Annotated in this window: 18 protein-coding genes; 13 read left to right on the top strand and 5 right to left on the bottom strand. The window is 63.1% G+C overall.

Going from position 1 to position 20,488, the window contains the following annotated elements; genetic code table 11:
• Nucleotides 1–175: 175 nt before the first annotated feature.
• Complete coding sequence (locus AB5Y70_RS17705; RefSeq protein ID WP_049636484.1) at nucleotides 176–544, bottom strand: VOC family protein; 369 nt, start codon at nucleotides 542–544, stop codon at nucleotides 176–178.
• 533 nt (nucleotides 545–1,077) lie between these two features.
• Here AB5Y70_RS17705 and amt point away from each other — a divergent pair.
• From amt to AB5Y70_RS17685, 4 genes are all read left to right on the top strand, one after another.
• Nucleotides 1,078–2,505, top strand: coding sequence for an ammonium transporter (amt, locus tag AB5Y70_RS17700; protein WP_010673021.1), 1,428 nt, complete (start codon nucleotides 1,078–1,080; stop codon nucleotides 2,503–2,505).
• Between the two features lie 231 nt (nucleotides 2,506–2,736).
• Nucleotides 2,737–4,089, top strand: a complete 1,353-nt coding sequence (rlmD, locus tag AB5Y70_RS17695) for a 23S rRNA (uracil(1939)-C(5))-methyltransferase RlmD (protein WP_049636483.1) — start codon at nucleotides 2,737–2,739, stop codon at nucleotides 4,087–4,089.
• A gap of 187 nt (nucleotides 4,090–4,276) precedes the next feature.
• Nucleotides 4,277–4,786, top strand: a complete 510-nt coding sequence (locus AB5Y70_RS17690) for a GNAT family N-acetyltransferase (protein ID WP_174217465.1) — start codon at nucleotides 4,277–4,279, stop codon at nucleotides 4,784–4,786.
• Between the two features lie 81 nt (nucleotides 4,787–4,867).
• Nucleotides 4,868–5,038, top strand: a complete 171-nt coding sequence (locus AB5Y70_RS17685; RefSeq protein ID WP_174217464.1) for a DUF5363 family protein — start codon at nucleotides 4,868–4,870, stop codon at nucleotides 5,036–5,038.
• Here the strand turns inward: AB5Y70_RS17685 and tppF are convergent.
• Entirely contained in the window at nucleotides 5,007–5,621 is a 615-nt protein-coding gene (gene tppF, locus AB5Y70_RS17680) for a type IVa pilus pseudopilin TppF (RefSeq protein WP_029313748.1), read from the bottom strand. The two genes, AB5Y70_RS17685 and tppF, sit on opposite strands and share 32 nt — an antisense overlap.
• Nucleotides 5,622–5,661: 40 nt before the next feature.
• Between tppF and AB5Y70_RS17675 the strand changes: the two genes are divergently transcribed.
• From AB5Y70_RS17675 to deoD, 7 genes are all read left to right on the top strand, one after another.
• Nucleotides 5,662–6,450 carry a TatD family hydrolase gene (locus tag AB5Y70_RS17675; RefSeq protein WP_049636482.1) on the top strand — a complete coding sequence of 263 codons (789 nt, stop codon included), beginning with the start codon at nucleotides 5,662–5,664 and terminating at the stop codon, nucleotides 6,448–6,450.
• A 213-nt stretch (nucleotides 6,451–6,663) separates the two neighbouring features.
• Nucleotides 6,664–7,938 (top strand): NupC/NupG family nucleoside CNT transporter, encoded by a 1,275-nt coding sequence (locus tag AB5Y70_RS17670; protein WP_010673026.1) that lies wholly within the window; start codon nucleotides 6,664–6,666, stop codon nucleotides 7,936–7,938.
• Nucleotides 7,939–8,061: 123 nt separating this feature from the next.
• On the top strand, nucleotides 8,062–8,232 hold the full coding sequence (locus AB5Y70_RS17665) for a XapX domain-containing protein (RefSeq protein WP_010673027.1): 171 nt from the start codon (nucleotides 8,062–8,064) through the stop codon (nucleotides 8,230–8,232).
• A 387-nt stretch (nucleotides 8,233–8,619) separates the two neighbouring features.
• Nucleotides 8,620–9,393 (top strand): deoxyribose-phosphate aldolase, encoded by a 774-nt coding sequence (deoC, locus tag AB5Y70_RS17660; RefSeq protein ID WP_039039946.1) that lies wholly within the window; start codon nucleotides 8,620–8,622, stop codon nucleotides 9,391–9,393.
• A gap of 82 nt (nucleotides 9,394–9,475) precedes the next feature.
• Entirely contained in the window at nucleotides 9,476–10,807 is a 1,332-nt protein-coding gene (gene deoA / locus AB5Y70_RS17655) for a thymidine phosphorylase (RefSeq protein ID WP_043153005.1), read from the top strand.
• Nucleotides 10,808–10,821: 14 nt separating this feature from the next.
• The gene (locus AB5Y70_RS17650) at nucleotides 10,822–12,030 is read left to right on the top strand and encodes a phosphopentomutase (RefSeq protein ID WP_039039948.1); all 1,209 of its coding nucleotides are present in this window, start codon (nucleotides 10,822–10,824) and stop codon (nucleotides 12,028–12,030) included.
• 133 nt (nucleotides 12,031–12,163) lie between these two features.
• Complete coding sequence (gene deoD, locus AB5Y70_RS17645) at nucleotides 12,164–12,880, top strand: purine-nucleoside phosphorylase (protein ID WP_005341325.1); 717 nt, start codon at nucleotides 12,164–12,166, stop codon at nucleotides 12,878–12,880.
• A 64-nt stretch (nucleotides 12,881–12,944) separates the two neighbouring features.
• Here the strand turns inward: deoD and AB5Y70_RS17640 are convergent, their stop codons facing one another.
• Together AB5Y70_RS17640 and AB5Y70_RS17635 are read right to left on the bottom strand one after the other, a co-directional pair.
• Nucleotides 12,945–15,191: a PAS domain S-box protein gene (locus tag AB5Y70_RS17640; RefSeq protein ID WP_049636481.1), complete on the bottom strand. Its 2,247-nt coding sequence runs from the start codon at nucleotides 15,189–15,191 to the stop codon at nucleotides 12,945–12,947.
• Between the two features lie 66 nt (nucleotides 15,192–15,257).
• On the bottom strand, nucleotides 15,258–15,866 hold the full coding sequence (locus AB5Y70_RS17635) for an AhpA/YtjB family protein (RefSeq protein ID WP_049636480.1): 609 nt from the start codon (nucleotides 15,864–15,866) through the stop codon (nucleotides 15,258–15,260).
• Nucleotides 15,867–16,059: 193 nt separating this feature from the next.
• On the opposite strand from AB5Y70_RS17635, the gene serB reads away from it, so the two are divergent.
• Together serB and AB5Y70_RS17625 are read left to right on the top strand one after the other, a co-directional pair.
• Nucleotides 16,060–17,064: a phosphoserine phosphatase SerB gene (serB, locus tag AB5Y70_RS17630; protein WP_043153011.1), complete on the top strand. Its 1,005-nt coding sequence runs from the start codon at nucleotides 16,060–16,062 to the stop codon at nucleotides 17,062–17,064.
• Between the two features lie 28 nt (nucleotides 17,065–17,092).
• Nucleotides 17,093–17,998, top strand: coding sequence for an alpha/beta fold hydrolase (locus AB5Y70_RS17625; RefSeq protein WP_043153013.1), 906 nt, complete (start codon nucleotides 17,093–17,095; stop codon nucleotides 17,996–17,998).
• 56 nt (nucleotides 17,999–18,054) lie between these two features.
• Here AB5Y70_RS17625 and AB5Y70_RS17620 read toward each other — a convergent pair whose 3' ends face one another.
• Nucleotides 18,055–20,430 carry a PilZ domain-containing protein gene (locus AB5Y70_RS17620; RefSeq protein WP_202043097.1) on the bottom strand — a complete coding sequence of 792 codons (2,376 nt, stop codon included), beginning with the start codon at nucleotides 20,428–20,430 and terminating at the stop codon, nucleotides 18,055–18,057.
• Nucleotides 20,431–20,488 lie beyond the last annotated feature (58 nt).

Genomic DNA, 20,488 nt, shown 5'->3' with positions numbered 1-20,488 from the left:
CAGACCCACAGACCCACAGACCCACAGACCCACAGACCCACAGACCCACAGACCCACAGACCCACAGACCCACAGACCCACAGACCCACAGACCCTCAGACCCTCAGACCCTCAGACCTTCAGCCCTTCAGACCCACATGCTGTCAGGCCATCAGCCTCTCGGACTGCCATCCCCTCAGTCGATATTCTGTGCGATGCGCCACAGCACGCCGGCGGGATCGTACAGACAGAACTCCTTCATGCGCCACGGCTGGGTGACGAGCTCTGTGACCCGGACGCCGTAGCGGGCGGCGATCTGGCTCGCCTCCACTTGGGCCCGCCAGGCGGCCACGTCCTCCACCAGGAGGTGCATCATGAGCTGCTCGGCCAGCCCCGGGGGGTTGCCATCCTGCAGCAGGAAGCTTGCGTTGCCGAGATGAAAATAGGCTACGCCGTCGCCATCGGAGGCCAGGGTAAAGCCGAGATCCTGATAGAACTGCTTTGACCGCGTGAAATCCCGGGCAGGCACGAAGGCCTTGATTTCGGTCACGTTGAGATTGGGCATGGGCTCCTCGCGGCGCTGGGAACAGGGGAAGATGGCTTGCCAGTATGACCGGGCATTTCGGGGCAGGCCAGACGAATGGCGCGCGTTTGCACTCTTAAAGTGCTTGTGCCCCTTGGGTGGGGGGATATTGGCCGACAGCCTCATTTGATTTCACCATGGTATGGCCCATTTCATTTATTTCATAAATACCTTAGCGGGATAGATAAGCCTGCCAGGGTGACATCACCACGGGTTCGCCCCGTCATTGTGAGGCGATTGGGTCATCCTGGTGCATTTTCCCGGCAATGCACAGCCAAAGTGCGATTTCCCCCCTGTAACCGGGCATCGTGCGCCAAGATGGTGCGTGTTGAATGTGATAAAAACATAACGCCATGAAATAAAAGGATTATTTTTCTTGGCCTGCTTTATGCTTTCCCCATGTCATGTCGCCATGATGTCTCCGTGAGCCACACAGGTGCGGTGGGCAGGTGGCCAGGTTGGAAATGCATATCAGGAAATGGACCCGGATGCCGGGACGACAAGGAGAGGGCTGTATGTTCAAGAGACTCGTAATGACTGGCCTGCTGGCGCTGGCCGCCACCATGGCCGCCCCGGGCTGGGCCGAAGAGGTGGCCGCGCAGGCCGATGTGGTACAGGCGGCCGCGACCGTGACCATCAACAAGGGGGACAATACCTGGCTGATGGTGGCGGCGGCCCTGGTGATCCTGATGTCCGTGCCGGGCCTCGCCCTCTTCTACGGCGGCCTGGTGCGCGCCAAGAACATGCTGAGCGTGCTGATGCAGGTGTTCACCCTGTTCTGCCTCATCACCGTCCTCTGGGTGGTCTACGGCTACTCCCTGGCCTTCACCGAGGGCGGCGCCTTCTACGGCTCCTTCGACAAGGTGCTGTTGATGGGGGTGACGCCGGATTCCATCGCCGCCACCTTCAGCAAGGGTGTCGGGATCAGCGAGTTCATCTACGTGGTGTTCCAGGGCGCCTTTGCCGCCATCACCTGCGGGCTCATCGTCGGCGGCTTTGCCGAGCGGATGAAGTTCTCGGCGGTGCTGCTGTTCGCGGTGATCTGGTTCACCTTCGCCTATATCCCGATGGCGCACATGGTGTGGTACTGGGCGGGTCCGGATGCCTACACGGATGCGGCCGCCGCCGAAGCGGCCGGTGCCACCGCAGGCTATCTGTTCCAGCACGGCGCTCTGGACTTCGCCGGCGGCACAGTGGTGCACATCAACGCCGCGGTGGCCGGTCTGGTTGGGGCCTTCATGGTGGGCAAACGGGTTGGCTATGGCCGTGACCCCATGACCCCCCACAGCCTGACCATGACCATGATCGGTGCCGCCCTGCTGTGGTTCGGCTGGTTCGGCTTCAACGCCGGCTCCTCCCTCGAAGCCAACGGCACGGCGGCCCTGGCCTTCGCCAACACCTGGATCGCGCCGGCCGCTGCCGCCCTCTCCTGGACCTTCGCCGAGTGGGCGATGAAGGGCCGTCCCTCCCTGCTTGGCGCTGTCTCCGGTGCGGTGGCGGGCCTGGTCGCCATCACCCCTGCCGCCGGTTTCGTCGGTGTGGGGGGCGCCCTCATCATCGGCCTGCTCAGCGGTGTGGCCGGTTTGTGGGGCGTGCACGGTCTCAAGCGTCTGCTGGGGGCCGATGACAGCCTGGACGTGTTCGGCCTGCACGGGGTGTGCGGGATCCTGGGTGCCGTGCTGACCGGGGTGTTCGCCAGCCCGGATCTGGGCGGCACCGGGGTGTGGGACTATGTGACCAACCAGGTGGCCGAGGGGTACTCCATCCTGGCCCAGGTCAAGGTACAGGTCATCGGCGTGGGGGTGACCGTGGTCTGGACCGCCCTGGTCTCGGCCGTGGCCTACAAGCTGGTGGACCTGCTGATCGGTCTGCGGGTGAAGGAAGATGCCGAGCGCGAAGGGCTGGACGTGACCAGCCACGGCGAGAAAGCCTACAGCCATTGATCCTGCTGCCATGAATGTCATACCGCCGGCCCCGTCCGGCGGTTTTTTTATTGGGGCGGGCTGGCCAGGCTGCCCGGACCGGGCTGCTGGTGGCCGGGGTCGCTATTTGTGTTTGCAGGGTCTTTTATGCCTGCATTTTGGGCGGATCTCCGCTAAACTCTGCCACCCTTTATTCGGGGTCGCCGGGTCTGCCCCGTCGTCACCCTCTCTTTCATGCCTTCGGAGCCGCTCATGCCGTTAGTGGGACACCAACATCAGATCGATATTCTGGAACTGACCGACAAGGGGGATGGCAAGGGTCGCCTGTTCGATCGCCCCCTGTTTGTCGAGGGTCTGCTGCCCGGTGAGCAGGCGCTGGTCGAGTTGACCGAGGTCAAACCGAACTACCTGCACGGCAAGCTGGTCGAGCTGACCCAGCCGTCCGCCGACAGGGTGCCGGATTTTTGCCCCAATACCGAGTGCGGTGGCTGCCAGGTGCGCCCGCTGTCCTATCCGGCCCAGCTTGCCCTCAAGCAGAGCCTGGTGCAGAGCGCACTGGAACAGGTCGGGCTGGGTGAGGCCGTGGTCAACCCCATCCTCGGCATGGAGACGCCGTTTGCCTACCGCAACAAGGCCCAGTACGCGGTGCGTGGCAGCGAGGCGGGCGCCGAGATCGGCTTCTACCGCAAGCACTCCCATGACCTCATCACCGCCGATGATTGCGCGGTGCAGGACTCGCTGCACGTGGAGCTCAATGCCCGGGTACGCAACTGGATGCGCGAGCACGACATCGCGGCCTATGACGAGGTGGCCCACACCGGCTGCGTGCGCAACCTGATGACCCGCAAGGGCTTCAAGAGCGGCGAGCTGATGGTGGTGCTGGTGACCCTGGGCGAAGCGCTGCCGTTCGAAGCCGAGCTGCTGGCGGCCCTGGCGGATCTGCCGGTCACCACCCTGGTGCAGAACATCAACGAGGTGCGTACCAACCGCATCCTGGGTGACAAGAACCGGGTGCTGCTGGGCAGCGGGGTGATCCGCGACAAGATCCACGAGCTCGAATTCGAGATCTCGCCCCTCTCCTTCTTCCAGAACAACCCGAGCCAGACCGACGTGCTCTACTCCAAGGCGCTGGAGTATTGCGAGCTGACCGGCAGCGAGACGGTGTTCGACATCTATTGCGGTATCGGCACCATCTCCCTGTTCCTGGCCGGCAAGGCCGCCAAGGTGGTGGGGATCGAGTCGGTGGAGAGCGCCATCAACGATGCCCGTCGCAATGCGGCCCTCAACGGCATCGAGCAGACCGAGTTCCACGTGGGCAAGGCGGAGCAGCTGATGCCTGCCCTGCATGCCGACGGGGTGAGCGCCGATGTGGTGGTGATGGATCCGCCCCGCAAGGGCTGTGACAAGGCGGTATTGCAGACCCTGGTGGCCATGGCGCCGCGCCGTCTGGTCTATGTCTCCTGCAACCCCCAGACCCTGGCCCGGGATCTCGCCTGGCTGGTCAAGCAGGGCTTCGTGCTGGACGAGGTGCAGCCGGTGGACATGTTCCCGCACTCCATGCACGTGGAAGCCGTTGCTCGCCTGAGCCTGCCAGCGAAGGCCTGATCGTCGCTCGGGCTCTTCCCCTCGCGCGATGCAGGTGGAAGTGGTTGCTCGCCTGAGCCTGCCAGCGAAAGCCTGATCGGGCCGAGGGCGTGGCGTTAGCCAGATGGCTCTGATAGAAACGACTCCTGAGGGAGTCGTTTTTTTATGGTCGTGGTCGGCAGGACTACCAGGCAGGGAGAGCAGGCTGATGATTCGTATGGCAGGGGTGGAGGATGCGGCGGTGCTGGATCGCTTCTTCGGGCAACTGGACAGGGAGACCCGCTTCATGCTGTATGAAGCGGGAGAGCGCCCCTCGGACATCGAGGGGCAGCGCAGGCGGCTCGAGGCCATGGCCGCGGCTCCCAATCAGGCCATGTGGCTGCTGGAGCTGGCGGGGGAGGTGCAAGGGTTTGCCGCGCTCCTTGGTGGCGGCCTGGCACGCAACCGCCACTGCGCCCTGGTGGTGATGGGACTGCGTTCGGGCGCGCGCGGGCAGGGATGGGGGGAACGGTTGCTGCGTACCCTGATCGCGACCGCGAGGGATCTCGGTATCCACCGGCTGGAGCTGGGAGTGATGGCCCACAACGAGGTGGCCCACGCCTTGTATCGCAAGTGCGGGTTCGTGGAGGAAGGGGTGAGACGGCAGGCCTATCGGCTGGACGAGGGCTATGTGGACGAGATTTCCATGGGGCTGCTGCTGCCGCTGGACAGGCCATGACGCCGCTGGCCCCGAGATGCTGGTCTGGGGAGTTGGATTGGGGCAGGCTTGTGGGGAAACCATCAAGACAAGGAGGCGCCCATGAAGGGGATATTGCTGCGTTGGCTGGCTCGCTACGATGCCTGGTGCCAGGAGTGGGGACTCACACCGGAGAACCGGCGCTGCTGCGCGCCGGTACGCCATGATGAAGACGAGAAGCGCCCGGACAAGGGCGACAACCTCACTGGAACTGGCGGGTCACGGCGCCAGTGACGCTGTTGTAGTCGAACGAGAGCCCGTCGGGGTATGCCGGGAAGCGGCCCACGGAGCTGCGCAGGGTATAGCGGCAGTTGTCGTGACGAAGGGCGCCGTCAGCCTGAGCGTCTGCTGGGATGAGCCGGGAGATGTAGTCACTGTCTGAATCCTGGTGCAACTCATCGGCCACCGTCAGATCGGTATCGAGCAGGGCGCCAAACAGGCTCTCGCAGTCGTCCCGGCTGCTGACGGAGATCTGATCGCTGTCGCCACCGGGGAAGACGGTATCGGGCCCCTGACCTCCCTGGTCCTCCTTGGTGCCCACCGGCCAGCCATGGCTGTTGATGTCGAGATCCTGCCTGCCCATGCCGCTAAAGTTGTAGAGTGCCAGGGGCTCCCCCTTCACCTTGACCGCCCAGCCGGCGTGGGCGAGCCGGGCGGCACTGGCAAAGCTGCCCGCCGTGGCCGAGACGCTGCTCTTGAGCCCGTCGTCCTGGATGTTGATGAAGCGGGGCAGGGCGGTCACGGCCAGGATCCCCAGCACGATGATGACCAGCACCAGTTCTATCAGGGTAAAGCCTCGGGAAACGTGTGTTGGCATGGAATGAACCCATTGAGTACGACAGACAGGTAAGCGCGACATGGAATTGATAGACACCCACTGCCACCTCGATTTTCCGGTCTTTGACGCCGATCGGGAGGCGCTGCTGACCCGGTGGCGCCAGCTGGGGGTGGGCGAGTATATCATCCCCGCCGTGGGAGAGGAAAACTGGGGGCGCGTGATGGCGCTGGCCGGGCGCCACGACGACATCCGTTATGGCCTGGGGATCCATCCCTGGTATGTGGGCAAGCAGCCCCGGGATGTACTGACCCGGCTGGAGACCCTGCTGGCGAGTCGGCCCCGTGGGCTGGTGGCCGTGGGGGAGTGCGGGCTGGATCTGCGCTCCCATGTGCCGCAGGAGGGGCAGGTCGAGATGTTCGAGGCGCAGGTGCGGCTGGCCATGGCGCATGAGCTGCCCCTCATCGTCCACTCGGTGCGTGCCAACGACACGGTCGCCAAGATCCTGCGGCGCTTCACACCGCCACAAGGGGGGGTCATTCACGCCTTCAGCGGCTCCCTGCATCAGGCGGAGGTGTTCTGGCAACTGGGTTTCAGGCTGGGGATCGGGGGGGTCATCAGCTATGAGCGGGCCAACAAGACCCGGGAGGCGATACGCCAGATGCCGCTGGAGGCCTTGCTGCTGGAAACCGACGCTCCCGACATGCCGCTGCAAGGCCAGCAGGGGGAGGTGAACACGCCGGCCAGCCTGCCGACCATAGCCCGCTTGTTGGCACAATTGCGGCAGCAACCGCTGGAGGATGTTATTTCGGTGTTACATGACTCCACCCGGCGGCTGTTCCCCCCAGGAAATCATGAAATTAACATTTGATTATCAAATGATGACCGAGTGATAAAAAACAGGGCCCATAAAAATCGTTTGCGGTCTAATTAAACGATGTTCAGGCCGTTTGTGGCTTATAAAATGTGACCAGTATTCTATTTTGTCGCACCGTAATTAGTATAATGCGCACCCTTGATTAGCGGCTTCAATACACAAATCGTTAACAAGCTGGCAGGTGCTACTAAAGAGGAAGTGTTAATAATGAATCTGATAATGGGTCTGGTAGGGATGGCGACGCTCATCCTGATTGCGGTGCTGTTCTCCAGCAACCGCAAGGCAATCAAAATTCGTACCGTAGGTGGCGCCTTTGCCATCCAGGCCGGTCTGGGGGCCTTCGTGCTCTACGTGCCGGTCGGTCGTGACATCCTGGTGGGCGTGTCCGACGCCGTCTCCAGCGTCATCGGTTATGGCCAGAACGGCATCGAATTCCTGTTCGGTGGTCTGGTTGGCAACAAGATGTTCGAAGTATTCGGTGGCGGTGGCTTCGTCTTCGCCTTCCGCGTCCTGCCCGTCATCATCTTCTTCTCTTCCCTGATCGCGGTACTCTACTACCTCGGCATCATGCAGTGGGTGATCAAGCTGCTGGGCGGCGGTCTGCAGAAGGTGCTGGGCACTTCCCGTACCGAATCCCTCTCCGCCACTGCCAACATCTTCGTCGGTCAGACCGAAGCCCCGCTGGTGGTACGTCCTTTCATCTCCAAGATGACCGACTCCGAGCTGTTTGCCGTCATGTGTGGTGGTCTGGCTTCTGTTGCCGGCTCCGTACTGGCCGGTTACGCCTCCATGGGTGTCAAGATGGAATACCTGATCGCCGCCTCCTTCATGGCTGCCCCGGGTGGTCTGCTGTTCGCCAAGCTGCTGGTACCGGAAACCGAGACCCCGAGCTACGACGAGAACACCGCAGAAGGTGAGCTGGACGACAAGCCTGCCAACGTGATCGATGCCGCTGCCGCCGGTGCCTCCGCCGGTCTGCAACTGGCCCTGAACGTGGGTGCCATGCTGCTGGCCTTCATCGGCCTCATCGCCATGATCAACGGCATCTTCTCCGGTGTGGGCGGCTGGTTCGGTTACCCGCAACTCTCCCTGGAGCTGCTGCTGGGCTGGCTGTTCTCCCCGCTGGCCTTCCTGATCGGCGTGCCCTGGAGCGAAGCGGTCGTGGCCGGTTCCTTCATCGGTCAGAAGCTGGTGGTCAACGAGTTCGTGGCCTACCTGAACTTCGCTCCCTACCTGAAGGATGAAGTGCTGATCAACGGTGTGGCCATGTCCGAGCACACCAAGGCGATCATCTCCTTCGCCCTGTGCGGCTTCGCCAACCTGTCCTCCGTCGCCATCCTGCTGGGTGGTCTGGGCTCCATGGCACCGAACCGTCGCGGCACCATCGCCAAGTTTGGTCTGAAGGCCGTGCTGGCAGGTTCCCTGTCCAACCTGATGTCTGCGACCATCGCAGGCTTCTTCCTGGCGCTGTCCGGCATGTAACATCGCCTGACTGACAGGATAAAGACGAACGCCACAGCGATTTGCTGTGGCGTTCTCGTTTGGGGTGGTGACAACCGTTTTCCTGTCAAGACTAATAATAAAGTGAGTCAAATCGGAGGTTCTATGAATGAAGTGCTACTGGCTATGGCGGCCGGCTTTATCGTTGGGGTGTTGTTTTCTTTCCTCAAGTTGCCGATACCGGCGCCGCCCGTCCTCTCCGGCGTCATGGGGATCGTGGGGGTCTATCTGGGGGGCATTGCCTACTCCTGGATCCTGACCCGCTTCTTCTCTTAAGCGCCTTCCAGCGCTGGATTTGCCGGGTGTGAGGTACCTCTGAAATTGGCAAATCCGGCTTGCAAACACGGGGTATCTCGGCTGAAATAGGCGATGCCAGCAGGGTGCTGGCATTGACTAATGCCCGGTGAATCCGGGTGTTGGCGGTCAAATGGAATTGATTGGGAAGTCGGGTCTGCGTAGTCGGCCTTTCTCAAGTCTTCATGGAACCAAGTCCGCACTTTTGTAAGAAAGTGACAGGGCTCTTGCCTTATTTGCAGCCGTATTGCCTGTGCATTTGCGCTGCAATTCCATATCCCGTTGCTCCGGGAACGTCTCTGCCGACCCTTGGTGTTCGGTGAAGCCGATCGCGGGTGATGGGGCTTAACAAGACTTTGGAGACATAGCATGACTGATCTGAAAGTGGCCGCCCAACGTGCCCTGAACCTGATGGACCTGACCACCCTGAACGATGACGACACCGATCAGAAGGTGATCGACCTGTGCCACAAGGCCAAGTCTCCGGCCGGCCTGACCGCCGCCGTCTGCATCTACCCCCGTTTCATCCCCATCGCGCGCAAGACCCTGCGTGACATCGGCGCAGCCGACGTGCGCATCGCGACCGTGACCAACTTCCCCCACGGCAACGACGACATCGAGATCGCCGTGGCCGAGACCCGCGCCGCCGTGGCCTACGGTGCCGACGAGGTGGACGTGGTCTTCCCGTACCGCGCCTTCATGGCTGGCAATGAACAGGTCGGCTTCGATCTGGTCAAAGCATGTAAGGAAGCCTGCGGCGCCAAGGTACTGCTGAAAGTGATCATCGAGACCGGCGAGTTGAAGGAAGAGGCGCTGATCCGTCGCGCCTCCGAGATCTCCATCGACGCCGGTGCCGATTTCATCAAGACCTCCACCGGCAAGGTGCCAGTGAACGCGACCCCGGAAGCTGCCCGCATCATGATGGAAGTGATCAAGGCCAAGAACCCGAAAGTGGGCTTCAAGCCGGCCGGTGGCGTGAAAGACGCCGCCGTGGCGGGTCAGTACCTGGCCATGGCCGAAGAGATCCTGGGCAAGGACTGGGTATCCGCCCGCACCTTCCGCTTCGGCGCCTCCAGCCTGCTGGCCAGCCTGCTGGCGACCCTGGGGCATGGCGACAAGCCTGCCAATACCAGCGGTTACTAAGCGGTGGCAGGGGGCGGTGCGCCGCCCCCTTTCGGGTCTGGTTCGGTCTGTGTTCGTGCGTGATGCACGGAGGGAATGAAAGATGTTTTTGCCTCAAGAAATTATTCGCAAGAAGCGCAACGGTGAAGCGCTCAGTACCCAAGAGATTCAATTCTTCGTCCAGGGCATAACCAACAACACCATCGGCGAGGGGCAAATTGCGGCCCTGGCGATGGCGGTCTACTTCAAGGACATGACCATGGATGAGCGGGTTGCCCTGACCTGCGCCATGCGCGACTCCGGCATGGTGCTGACCTGGGACCACCTCAATCTGGGCGGCCCCATCGTCGACAAGCACTCCACCGGCGGCGTGGGTGACGTGGTCTCCCTGATGCTGGGCCCCATGGTCGCTGCGTGCGGCGGTTTCGTGCCCATGATCTCCGGCCGTGGTCTCGGCCACACCGGCGGCACCCTGGACAAGCTGGATGCCATTCCCGGCTACCAGACCTCGGTCGACAACGACCGCTTCCTGAAAGTGGTGAAAGAGGCGGGGGTCGCCATCATCGGTCAGACCGGCGATCTCGCCCCGGCCGACAAGCGTATCTATGCGGTACGGGACATCACCGCCACCGTCGAGTCCATTGCCATGATCACCGGCTCCATCCTCTCCAAGAAGCTTGCCTCCGGGCTCGAAGCCCTGGTGATGGACGTGAAGGTGGGCTCCGGCGCCTTCATGCCGACCTTTGAAGCCTCCGAGGAACTGGCCAAGAGCATCGTCGCCGTGGCCAACGGGGCCGGCTGCCGCACCTCTGCACTCCTGACCGACATGAACCAGGTGCTGGCCTCCAGCGCCGGCAACGCCGTGGAAGTGCGCGAAGCGGTGCGCTACCTGACCGGTGAGTATCGCAACCCGCGCATCCACGAAGTGACCATGGCCCTGTGCGCCGAGATGCTGATCTCCGCCGGTCTTGCCAGCGATGACGGCGATGCCCGCACCAAGCTGCAAGCGGTGCTGGACAATGGCAAGGCAGCCGAGATCTTCGGGCGCATGGTGACCGGCCTCGGTGGTCCCGCCGACTTCATGGAGCGCTACGACGCCTACCTGCCCAAAGCCGCCATCGTGCGCCCCGTCTACGCGGCCCACAGCGGATTCGTCACCGCCATGGACACCCGTGAACTGGGCCTGGCGGTGGTCGCCATGGGGGGGGGTCGCCGCGCCGCCGCCGACAAACTCGATTATGCCGTCGGTCTGACCGACTTTATCCGCCTGGGTCAGAGCGTCGATGCTGACAAGCCGCTCGCTCTGATCCACGCTCAGACAGAAGCTCAATTTGCCGAGGCTGCCCGCATGGTGCAGGCTGCCGTGAAGATCGGCGACACCCGACCAGAGGCGCTGCCCGAGGTTTACCGTCGCATCGGTCTGGCTGATTTGTAACAAGGGGAAGTCCCATGAAACGTACCTTTATTCTGATGATGGACTCTTTCGGTATTGGTGCTGCCGCCGATGCCGACAAGTTCGGCGACGTGGGTGCCAATACCCTTGGCCATATCGCCAAGGCGTGCGCCGCCGGTGAGATCGAGGGCCGTGGCGCTCTCAACCTGCCAAACCTCAGCAAGCTGGGTCTGGGCCACGCGGGCGAACTCGCCAGCGGCACCTTCCCGGCCGGACTGAACAAGGATGTCGAGGTGATCGGTGCCTACGGCTTTGCCCAGGAGCTCTCCTCCGGCAAGGACACCCCGTCCGGTCACTGGGAGATTGCCGGCGTGCCCGTCTTGTTCGAGTGGGGTTATTTCCACGACCATCACAACAGCTTCCCGCAGGAGCTGCTGGATGCCATCGTCGAGAAGGCCGGTCTGCCCGGGTATCTGGGCAACTGCCACGCCTCCGGCACCCAGGTGCTGGACGATCTGGGCGAAGAGCACATGCGCACCGGCAAGCCGATCCTCTACACCTCTGCTGACTCCGTGTTCCAGATCGCCTGCCACGAAGAGACCTATGGCCTCGAGAAGCTCTATGAGCTGTGCCACATCGTGCGCGAGCTGCTGGAGCCCTACAACATCGGCCGCGTCATCGCGCGTCCGTTCGTGGGCAGCGGCAAGGGCAATTTCAAGCGCACCGGCAACCGCCACGACTACTCCGTGCTGCCGCCGGCGCCGACCGTGCTGGACTACATGAAGGAAGCGGGTGGCCAGGTGGTCTCCATCGGCAAGATCGCCGACATCTATGCCCAGCAGGGCATCACCAAGCAGGTGAAGGGGACCGGTCTGACCGAGCTGTGGGACAGGACTCTGGAAGAGGTGAAAGCGGCCGGTGACCAGACAATCGTCTTCACCAACTTCGTGGACTTCGACTCCTCCTACGGTCACCGCCGTGACGTCAAGGGCTACGCCGATGCGCTGGAGTACTTCGACTCCCGCCTGCCGGAGCTGTTCGACCTGCTGCAGGATGGCGACGTGGTGGTGCTGACCGCCGACCACGGCTGTGACCCGACCTGGAGCGGTACCGACCACACCCGCGAATACATTCCGGTACTGTTCTACGGCAAGCCGGTCAAGGCGGGCTCCGTCGGTCGTCGCGAGACCTTCGCCGACATCGGCCAGAGCATCGCGGCCTACCACGGCCTGCCCAAGCTGCAATACGGTACCAGCTTCCTGTGATGGTGACCCCGGGCCGGTTCGCCTGCCCGGGGTGCCACAGGGCCCTGGTTTCCTGTAATGTACCGCCGCCGCGCAGGCAGCGGACAATCCATAAAGACAATAAAACTCAACCTAGTGTGAAGGAATAAAGAGAATGGCAACTCCTCATATCAATGCGAAAGATGGCGCCTTTGCTGATACCGTGCTGATGCCGGGCGACCCCCTGCGTGCCAAGTACATCGCCGAAACCTTCCTGGAGAACGTCGAGCAGGTGTGCGACGTGCGCAACATGTTCGGTTTCACCGGCACCTACAAGGGTCGTCGCATCTCCGTCATGGGTCACGGCATGGGCATCCCGTCCTGCTCCATCTACGCAAAAGAGCTGATCACCGACTACGGCGTGAAGACCCTGATCCGCGTGGGCTCCTGCGGTGCCGTGCGTGAAGACGTGAAACTGCGTGACGTGGTGATCGGCATGGGAGCCTGCACCGACTCCAAAGTGAACCGTCTGCGCTTCAAGGACCACGACTTCGCCGCCATCGCCGACTTCGACCTGGTGGCCAATGCCGTTCAGGCCGCCAAGAACAAGGGCGTGGCCGTGCGCGTGGGCAACATCTTCTCCGCCGATCTATTCTACACCCCGGACCCCTCCATGTTCGACGTCATGGAAAAATACGGCATCCTGGGTGTCGAGATGGAAGCCGCCGGTATCTATGGCGTGGCCGCCGAGTACGGTGCCAAGGCGCTGACCATCTGCACCGTCTCCGACCATATCCGTACTGGTGAGCAGACCACCTCCGAAGAGCGTCAGCTGACCTTCAACGACATGATCGAAATCGCGCTGGACTCCGTCCTGCTGGGTGACAACTGATCCCCCTCGCGCATAAAAAAACGGCGGCCCTCGGGCCGCCGTTTTGCATTTTTGCGAAGCACGGTCAGAGATCGAGGGCGAAGCGCCCCTTGCCCGACTGCTTGGCCTGGTACATGGCGGCATCGGCCCGGTGCAGCAGATCATCGATGTGACAATACTGGCCCGAGTGGCAGAGGGCGCCCCCTATGCTGCCGGCAAGGGGCAGCCGATGACCGGCCACGTCTCCAGGAACCGCCATGGCCGCCAGCAGCCGCTCGCACAGGGCGGGCAGCTCCAGTTCCGGCTGGCGCAAGGCGGGCAGTATGATGGTGAACTCGTCGCCGGCCAGGCGCGCCACCATGTCCCCCGGGCGCACCTCGGCACTCAGCACCTGGGCGAAGCGTTGCAACAGAGCATCGCCGACGTGGTGTCCCAGCCTGTCGTTGATCCCCTTGAAGCCGTCGAGATCGAGGAACAGCAGGCCCAGGGGTTCGGCATTCTGACGCACCCGCTCCAGCTCCCGGGAGAGGCGCAGGGTGAAGGCGCGCCGGTTGGGCAGGCCGGTGAGGGGGTCGTGAGCCGCCTCGTGTTCCAGCTGGCTTTGCAGCGCCTTGAACTTGGTGATGTCGCTGCCGAGGATGTAGACCCCGGGCTCGTCGCCCCGGCTCGGGATCATGGTGATCCTGAGGTCGCGTCGGCCTATGGGGAGATCGAAACGGTGCTCGAAACTCACCTGCTCACCGGCGAGGGCCTTTGCCACATAGGCCATGGCCCTGCCGTGGGCCTCCTCGCCGATGACGTCCCGCACGCTCATTTCCCGCATCTGTTCGGTATCGAGCCCGAAGTAGCGGCAATAGGCCTGGTTGGCGAACAGGTAACGCCCCTCGGGCGACACCATGCTGATGGTGACCGGCAGGCCATCGGTGATGGCCCGCAGTCGGGCACGGCCACGCTCGATCTCCGCGAGCACCTGGCGGCGGGCCGTGATGTCGTGCAAAAACAGGGCGATGCGCACCTTGCCGTCGAACTGGTAACGCTCGGCAATCACCTCGACCGGGATGTGCCGGCCTGTGCGGGTGATGATGTCGCACTCCAGCCGCCGTGGCGGACTCTGCGGGTTGCCTGACAGGCTCAGCAGGGGATGCTCGGCGCCGAGCAGCCCGAAGAGGGGACGGCCCAGCATCTCGTCGGCGTGCCAGCCGAGCAGGGTGGTGGAGGCCGGGTTCCAGCCTGTGATGATGAAATTGGCATCGAGCTCGAGGAAGGCATTGCTGGTGTGCTCCAGCATGTGCTGCAGGCGGCGCTGCTCCTGCCACAGCTGCTGCTGCATGGCGCCGCGCTCGCGCATCTCCTGATGCAGCTGTTCCACCGTGCGGGAGAGCTCCCGGGTCCGTGACTGCACCTGCTGCTCGAGCCCTTGCTGCAGCCGCACGAGTTCGGCCTCGGCCTGTTTGCGCTCGGTGAGGTCGGCAAACACGGCGATCATGTGGGGGGCCATGGTGCGGCTCTGGCAGAGGGTCACGCTGAGCTGGACCCAGCACTGGGTGCCATCGGCCCGGATCATCCGCTTCTCCAGCCGGTAATCCTGCCGTTGCCCCGCGATCAGGGCATCGAACAGGGGCTGCTCCCGTTGCAGATCTTCGGGATGGGTCATGGCGAGCCAGGTCCGGCTCAGCATCTCATGCTCGCTGTAACCGAGCAGCCGCTCCAGCCCCGGGTTGGCCCGCAGCCACTTGCCTTCGAGGGAGGAGAGGGCCATGCCCACCGACGACTGGTTGAAGGTGAGGGTGAAGAGATGCTCCTTGTCTTCCAGCACCTGATTGAGGGTGCGCACCTGGTGGCGCCGCTCCAGATCGTGCAGGGTGTTCTCCACCAGGCGGCCGAAGTCGTCGAGATCCCGGCAGGCATCTTCGTCGAGATGGCGCGGCACATGGTCCACCAGGCAGAGGGTGCCGAGCACCACGCCATCGAGGGCGCGCAGGGGGCGGCCGGCGTAGAAGACCACGCCGGGATCATCGGTCACCAGCGGATTGTCGGCAAAGCGGAGATCCCGTCTGGCATCCGGTACCTGCATGATGTCGGGGCGCAAAATGGCATGACCGCAGAAGGAGTGTTCCCGGTTGATCTCGCACATATCGACCCCGGTGCGGGCGAGAAACCACTGCCTGTTCACGTCGGTCAGGGAGACCATGGCGATGGGGAGTGCGAAATGCCGGGTGATGAGCCGGGTGAGGCGATCAAGCTGATCGATGGGCTCGTGGTCGAGCAGGCCGAGGATGCGCAGTCGTTCCAGTCGACTGTGTTCATCCCGCGGCAAGGGGGGGGCAATCATGTGGCTCTCCTGCCAGTGATCTTGCCAGTGTTATATACAAGCCGGGGGATGGGATCCACCCCCCGCTTATTGCGGAGCGGCGGGTTTGCTCTGTTTCTTGTGCTTGCGCACCCGCATGTAGTTGCGACGCACCCCGTAGGAGATGAGCAGGCCGGCCAGCAGCATCACCAGCAGCATCAGGCGCTGTTTCTCCTGGTTGACCTTGAGATGGGTATCTTGTGCGGCCAGCAGTTTCTGCTCTTCCAGGGTGATCCTCAGATAGCCCAGGGTCAGGTTTCCGTCCTGGATCTCCTGGACGAACTGGATGCGCCCCTTGCCCTGCTCCGGCAGGGATTTGTTGTCGCTGCCGATGGGCAGCAGACTGTCCAGCGGCAGGGCGTTGTCCGACTGGGCGAGGGGAATGCCGCGGGCGTCATAGAGGGTGACATCCAGAATGTCAGGCTCGACGGCCAGATCCTGCGCCAGTCTCTCCAGTTCGCTCTCCTTGTCCTCCTTGATCCAGCGGCGCATGTCCCGGGCGGCATAGGCGACCAGCGCCTGTGCCCTGTCCCGTGCCGCCGCGTGCAGGGCGGCCTGGCTCTCTCCCTGCATGTGGATGAGCAGCACCAGCACCCAGAGACCGAGCAGGACTCCCGCCGCCAGGCTGACAACACGTTTGATGGGAAGATGACGCACAGAACCGGGCCTCTGGTAATGGATGAGCGGGGCTGGCTGGTGCCCCGGTGCCGCGAAGCGGGAAACAGGGTGGTCTGTTTCCATGTCTGCCCGCACCGCAGGCGGGATCTTGGCGCTTGCCTGTACAAAAAGCAATACGCTACTCTGGGCCCGCATGATGAACCCCATGATTTCCAAGGAAGGCGTCTCTCTTATGTTGTTGTCCCAACTTCCCCGCTCCCTGCACGACTGGTCCGGGGCCCTGAGCTGTGCCCCCTGCTGGCAGCTCACCAACGAAGCCCTGCTGCCCGCGGCCAACGCCCACGACAGCGCCTGGATTGTCCTGTTTGGCAAGGGGCTGGAGGCCGGTCATCTGGCCCGCCTGGCCCAGCAGCTGGATGCCCTGGGGCTCGAGGCCAGCCTCTATCCCGCAGGGGAGCAGGCCGGTATTCCACTGCTGCTGCTTGGCACCAACCGCTTCTCCCCCGAGCTGGTGCAGGCGCTCAAAGCCCAGGAGTGGGACATCGACCTGTGTCATCTGGCCGCCCTGCCTACCCTGAGTGAGCCCGGTCTGCTGGTGATGGACATGGATTCCACCGCGATCAGGATAGAGTGCATCGACGAAATCGCGCGGCTGGCCGGGGTCGGTGAGCAGGTGGCGGCCGTTACCGCGGCGGCCATGCAGGGCAAGCTGGAGTTTGCCGACAGTCTGCGTGCCCGGGTGGCGCTGCTGGAAGGGGCGCCGGTCACCATCCTCGACGAGGTGGCGGCCGACATGCCCTGGATGCCGGGCCTGCCACTCATGGTCGATGCCCTCAAGCAGGCTGGCTGGAAGGTGGCGATCGCCTCCGGTGGCTTCACCCGCTTTGCCGGCGAGTTGCAGCGTGCTCTGGGTCTGGATGCCATTTTCGCCAACGAGCTGGCGGTGGAAGGGGGCTTGCTGACCGGCAAGGTGAGCGGCCCCATCGTCGATGCCGCCGCCAAGGCCGAAGCACTGCAACAGCTGGCCTCGGAGTACGGGGTGGTTGCATCCCAGACGGTTGCGGTCGGCGATGGTGCCAACGATCTCAAGATGATGGCGGTGGCGGGGCTTGGCATTGCCATTCATGCCAAACCCCTGGTACGTGCCCAGGCGGCGGCGACCCTCAATCATCACGATCTGGAAGGGGTGCTCTGCCTGCTCGGCGCCCTGGCTTGTCGCGACCGACGCTGGTGCTGATCCCGCTCAAGGAGGAGCCGATCACGAGATGGAACTGTTACAGCAATCCCTGTTTGTCCCCTGCGGTGAGCATCGACTCCATGTGCGCCATATCCAGCCCGGTGTCGCGGTGCATGCCGACCCCATCCTGATGGTGCACGGGGCCATCGAGAACGGCCGCATCTTCTACACCGAATCGGGCAAGGGGCTTGCCTGCTTTCTGGCTCGCCACGGGTATCAGGTCTATGTGGCGGATCTGCGTGGTCGGGGTCTGAGCACACCGACCATCGCCGAGCGGGCCGGCCACGGCCAGCATGAGCTGATCACCGAGGATCTGCCCGCCCTGCAGCGCTGGGTATCGGCCCGCCATGCCGGTGCCCGGGTGCACTGGATGGCCCACTCCTGGGGCGGCGTCATCATGGCCTCGACCCTGGTGCGCTTCCCCGAGCTGGCGGAGCAGGTTGCCAGCCTGGTGTTCTTCGGCACCAAGCGGGGGGTCTCGGTGCAGAACCCGGAGCGCTGGTTGAAGGTGGATCTGATCTGGAACCGGCTCGCCCCCTGGCTGGCGCGCCGCCGGGGGTTTCTGGCCGCCCGCCGGTTGAAGATAGGGGCCGATGATGAGCCCCTGCGCTACCTGCAGGAGACCATCCCCTGGGTCAAGTGCGGGCCCTGGTTGGACCCCTTTGATGGCTTCGCCTATGACGAGGCGGCGAGCCGGGTCAACTGGCCCCCGCTCTGGATGATCTCCGCCAAGGCGGACAAGGTACTTGGCCACCCCGTCGACGTGCGCCGCTTCAGCGACGAGATGGGATCGGCTGCCCGCCACACCCGTCTTGGGCGGGACAACGGCAACCGGCTCGATTACGACCACATCAACATGCTGACGGCGCCCCAGGCACAGGAGGATCACTTCCCCGACATCCTCGCCTGGCTGCGCAACCCCCAGGCTGCCTGATAGACAAAAAACGGGCACTTGCGTGCCCGTTTTTTGTTGTCTCCCTGCCCTGCTGGCTAGCGGGGCCCGGATGGTATGCCAAGGCGGAACAGGGTCGCCTCGGTGGTATCGGTCAGTTCACCCACGCCCACGACACTCCAGAGCTCCTCTTCCAGCTTCTTGGCCTTGTGAATGGCGAACTTGGCGATGTAGTCCAGTTCACCCGCGATGAAGCTGGTGTCCGGGCGGCCGGTGCGCGAAATACCCACCAGTACCGAATAGAACTCTCCCTGTTGCCGGGCCAGCTCGATGAAGCGGCGCTTTTGATCCGGTGAGCTGAAGCTGCTGGCTAGGTGGCTGCGAAACAGGGGTGTTCCCCCCTGGGAGTGGAGGGCGGCGATGTAGACCTCCTCCTCTTCCGGCTTGTCTTCCCGCTCGATGGCGCGCAGGGGATTGAGCAGCAGGGCCTTGAGCAGTGCCCCCTGGAACAGGGGATACAGGTTCAACTGCTGATCCTGCTCGGCACAGATGCGCAGCAGACGGGAAAGGCTGCGTGGCTGTGGCGAGAGGCCGGCTGCGGCCAGTTTCGGTGCGGCCTTGAGCTTGTTCACATAGACGGGGGTGTTGAACAGGTGGTGGGTGTAGAGGTTGCGCAGCGCCCTGGCCATGCCGCGATAGCGATTGAACTCCCGGGTGGTCTTGAGCTTGTTCTGGTTGCTTTCGATAAGCAGGCTGAAGAACTGGTGGCCGGTATGGCGCTCAGCCGTCCCCTCGATGCACAGATGCAGCACGGTTCTGCTCAGGTTGAGGCTGACCAGCCGATAGGGCAGGCGTTGCAGGTCCATGTTCCTGGCGAGCTCCTGCAAACGGGGCAGGGCCACAGTGATGATGTCTCCCTTCTCCCCGTCGAACGGCTCCTCCAGCTCGATTTGCATGCCGTGGGCAGAGATGTCTCGGGTCCAGCCGACCCAGGATCGCTCCTTGTGATGCAAGACGATGGCCGTCTTGTGCATGTAGCGCGCCTCCTTGCGCAGTTGCACATAGTGCAGCGTCTCTATCTCGAAGGGGGCGGCATGGATGTCATGGCCAAAGCGCTGCAAGGCGTTGGCGTTGAGCGGATCCTGACCCGTCTCTCGCTGGAACTCGTCGCGCTGGTTGTCCAGGTTTATCTCCTGCAGCATGCCCACGTATCCGAGCTGGGCCAGGCGCTCGCGCAGCAGCCTGTCCTGCAACTGGCTCGCCCCGCCCTGGGGGTTGTCGAGGTCGGCCTCCCGCAGGGTGCAGGCTTCCATGCTGAACTTGTACACCCGCCAACTGGGGCGGCGGGCGCCGATCTGGAAGAAGAGCGCGGTCAGTCCGCTCTGTTCCAGCTCCTCCCGGGTCGCGGAGAAGAAGTAGAGGTGGCTGCGTACCGCATGGGTAAAGCTGTAGATCAGCGTCTCGCGCAGCCCCTCTTTGCCTGGGAGCAATGAGGGCATGCGGGCAGCTGTGAAGAGGCTGGCGAGCATGTCGCGGTTCTTGGCGTCGCGCCAGTATTCGAGAATGTGCTGGTTGTTCTCGGTGCGCAGGGCGATCTCGAGGGCGGGGACGCTGCCCTTGCCGAAGTAGAGGGGCATGCCGGTCATGCGTGGCAGATAGAACTGCTCATACCCCTTGATGACGGCGGCGGAGAGCAGGTAGTCGACGCTGACGCGATAGCGGCTGCGGTTGCGCTCGATGAAGTCGCGCAGGAACTCGTCGAACACCGGATGCTCGCCGTTCTTGAGCAGCCTGAGCCAGAATTTGTCCTCTTTTCTCTCCTCCCCCAGGATCTGGTAGCTGACCGGGTCACGCAGCAGGGGATGGGGATGATCGCGTTCCAGTCCGGTGAAGAAGACGGCTATCAGGTCGCCTGTCTGGTAGTCGGGCAGATAGGGCACGGATACCCGGATGCCGCCGAGGGAGATGTCGGAGCTCTTGGCGAGGATCTTCTCGCCGTTGGCGAGCTGGAGCACCATGGGAGAGCTGAAGTGCATGCGCTCTTCCTGTCGCCCGTAATGGCTGGCGAAGGGGATGGCGCTGACATCGAACGGACGAAACGGGCTGATGGGCAGCGCCAGATTGTCGCTGCGCCCCTGGTTGAGTTTGTACCAGGCTTGCAGCGCCTCGTAGACCCCCAGGGTGTAGCTGTCCCGGTAGAGGTAGCACTGGGATTGAAACAGCTCGATGGCCTCGGCGGGCATGAAGTGGGTCACCCCGTCGAACTCATGCACCTGACAGAGGGCGCCCAGCTCGTTGCGCATGTCGATGACACGCCGACAGGGGGTGCACTTGCGTTTGAGTTCCATCTTCAGCAGGAACCGGCTGTTCGTATTTTCGTTCTGGGTCAGACGGTTGAAGATTTCGTCGAAGTCCTTTTCCCGGAGCAGGGGGACAAGTTGTTCTATCAGATGTAGTGGTTGTTCTGAATCCATGTATTCCTGCCGCGGAAAGTCACTTTTCCGATTCTGGGTTTGATCTGCCGGTCGCAAA

This window comes from Aeromonas sp. s1(2024), assembly GCF_040908005.1.
GTDB lineage: Bacteria > Pseudomonadota > Gammaproteobacteria > Enterobacterales > Aeromonadaceae > Aeromonas > Aeromonas caviae.
This window is presented reverse-complemented; position numbering and strand designations above follow the sequence as displayed.

Coding starts and splice junctions, on each gene's coding strand:
- AB5Y70_RS17685 (WP_174217464.1), top strand. CDS start 4,868: ATGAAGGGGATATTGCTGCGTTGGCTGGCTCGCTACGATGCCTGGTGC.
- rlmD (WP_049636483.1), top strand. CDS start 2,737: ATGCCGTTAGTGGGACACCAACATCAGATCGATATTCTGGAACTGACC.
- deoD (WP_005341325.1), top strand. CDS start 12,164: ATGGCAACTCCTCATATCAATGCGAAAGATGGCGCCTTTGCTGATACC.
- AB5Y70_RS17670 (WP_010673026.1), top strand. CDS start 6,664: ATGAATCTGATAATGGGTCTGGTAGGGATGGCGACGCTCATCCTGATT.
- deoA (WP_043153005.1), top strand. CDS start 9,476: ATGTTTTTGCCTCAAGAAATTATTCGCAAGAAGCGCAACGGTGAAGCG.
- AB5Y70_RS17665 (WP_010673027.1), top strand. CDS start 8,062: ATGAATGAAGTGCTACTGGCTATGGCGGCCGGCTTTATCGTTGGGGTG.
- amt (WP_010673021.1), top strand. CDS start 1,078: ATGTTCAAGAGACTCGTAATGACTGGCCTGCTGGCGCTGGCCGCCACC.
- deoC (WP_039039946.1), top strand. CDS start 8,620: ATGACTGATCTGAAAGTGGCCGCCCAACGTGCCCTGAACCTGATGGAC.
- AB5Y70_RS17690 (WP_174217465.1), top strand. CDS start 4,277: ATGATTCGTATGGCAGGGGTGGAGGATGCGGCGGTGCTGGATCGCTTC.
- AB5Y70_RS17640 (WP_049636481.1), bottom strand. CDS start 15,191: ATGATTGCCCCCCCCTTGCCGCGGGATGAACACAGTCGACTGGAACGA.
- AB5Y70_RS17620 (WP_202043097.1), bottom strand. CDS start 20,430: ATGGATTCAGAACAACCACTACATCTGATAGAACAACTTGTCCCCCTG.
- serB (WP_043153011.1), top strand. CDS start 16,060: ATGTTGTTGTCCCAACTTCCCCGCTCCCTGCACGACTGGTCCGGGGCC.
- tppF (WP_029313748.1), bottom strand. CDS start 5,621: ATGCCAACACACGTTTCCCGAGGCTTTACCCTGATAGAACTGGTGCTG.
- AB5Y70_RS17675 (WP_049636482.1), top strand. CDS start 5,662: ATGGAATTGATAGACACCCACTGCCACCTCGATTTTCCGGTCTTTGAC.
- AB5Y70_RS17625 (WP_043153013.1), top strand. CDS start 17,093: ATGGAACTGTTACAGCAATCCCTGTTTGTCCCCTGCGGTGAGCATCGA.
- AB5Y70_RS17650 (WP_039039948.1), top strand. CDS start 10,822: ATGAAACGTACCTTTATTCTGATGATGGACTCTTTCGGTATTGGTGCT.
- AB5Y70_RS17705 (WP_049636484.1), bottom strand. CDS start 544: ATGCCCAATCTCAACGTGACCGAAATCAAGGCCTTCGTGCCTGCCCGG.